This is a genomic window from uncultured Fretibacterium sp. (assembly GCF_938040765.1).
In the GTDB taxonomy this organism is placed as follows: domain Bacteria; phylum Synergistota; class Synergistia; order Synergistales; family Aminobacteriaceae; genus CAJPSE01.
In genome coordinates this window covers 1-1,571 of the sequence record NZ_CALIAA010000006.1, presented here as the reverse complement: position 1 = coordinate 1,571, position 1,571 = coordinate 1, and the positions used below count along the sequence as shown (strand labels likewise).

General features: G+C 65.1%; 1 protein-coding gene. It reads left to right on the top strand.

The annotated features are described in order from the left end of the window. Window positions 1-252: 252 nt before the first annotated feature. Window positions 253-1,452, top strand: a complete 1,200-nt coding sequence (gene trpB, locus Q0176_RS00120; protein WP_299297825.1) for a tryptophan synthase subunit beta — start codon at window positions 253-255, stop codon at window positions 1,450-1,452. The last annotated feature ends 119 nt before the right edge of the window (window positions 1,453-1,571 follow it).

Genomic DNA, 1,571 nt, shown 5'->3' with positions numbered 1-1,571 from the left:
CAAGAGCCATGGGAATCATGAACGGGGAGAGCGCGGCACGGGTTCGGAACGGCGGGATGTGGTGGTGGCAGCCCTGAGCTGCCCTCTGTCCGCGTGCCTCGGAAGTCGAGAGAGTGCTTAAGGGCCGGAGGGGAAATGGAATACCCTCCGGCCTTTTTTTATTGGACAACAGAGCGTTGAAGCCCGGAGGCCGGTATTCGGACCCCGGGCTTTTTTCATTGCGGATTTTGAATTCCCAAGGAGGAGATTACAATGGCGAACGAAGGCGAAAAGAAAGCGATGGTCACGGGATTTTTTGGGGAATACGGCGGGCAGTTCATCCCTGAGGCATTGAAGAAGCGCCTGGACGATTTGAACGCGGCCTTCCGGGACGCGATGGCGGACGAGGCGTTTCACGAGGAATACCTGGAGCTCCTGAGGAATTACGTGGGGCGTCCCTCGGCGCTGACGGAGTGCCGCAACATCTCCAAGGACCTGGGAGGGGGACGACTCTTCCTGAAACGGGAGGACCTGAACCACGGCGGCGCGCACAAGATCAACAACTGCATCGGTCAGATCCTGCTGGCCAAGCGCATGGGGGCGAAGCGCATCATCGCGGAGACGGGCGCGGGAATGCACGGTACGGCCTCGGCCATGGCCGCCGCGCTCTTCGGGATGGACTGCACGGTGTACATGGGGGCCTTGGACATGGAGCGGCAGGGGCCCAACGTCGAGCGGATGCGGGCCATGGGAACCCACGTCGTGGCGGTGACGGACGGGCAGCAGACCCTCAGGGAGGCGGTGGACAAGGCCCTGGCCGTCTACGTCGAGGAGCCGGATACCTTCTACCTTCTGGGCTCGGCCGTCGGGCCGCACCCGTATCCCTCCATCGTGCGGGAGTTCCAGAGTGTCATCGGGCGTGAGGCGCGGGAGCAGTTCCTGGAGCGCGAGGGGCGCCTGCCGGACTACGCCGTCGCCTGCGTCGGAGGGGGCAGCAACGCCATCGGGCTCTTCTCGGCCTTCCTCGACGATGCGGAGGTCCGCCTGGTTGGCGTGGAGCCCGCCGGGCGGGGGACGGACAAACTGGGGGATCACGCGGCGACGCTCAGCTTCGGGACGCCCAAGGTCTTCCACGGCTTCAGGAGCTATGTCCTGACGGACGCAGCCGGGGAGGCCGCCCCCGTCTACTCGATATCCGCGGGGCTCGACTATCCCGGCGTCGGGCCGGAACACGCCTGGCTGAAGGATGAGGGACGGGCCCGCTACGAGAGGGTGACCGACGAGGAGGCGCTCTCCGCGTTTCGGACGCTCTGCCGCCGGGAGGGCATCCTTCCCGCGCTGGAGAGCAGTCACGCTCTGGCCTGGGCGCTGCGCCTCCTGCCCACGCTCGGCAGGGACGAGACGGTCCTGGTCAACCTTTCGGGGCGCGGAGACAAGGATTTCCATTCGATCCCCGAGGCGTACAAGAGCTGAGAGGCCGGTCCGGCGGACCGGGCACGCTATAATTAAGGACACGCTGCTTTAATCCATGAAGCCTCCCGGTGGTACCCCAGCTTGCCTGTTTTGAGGAAAAAGCTTGCCGGGGCCGCCGC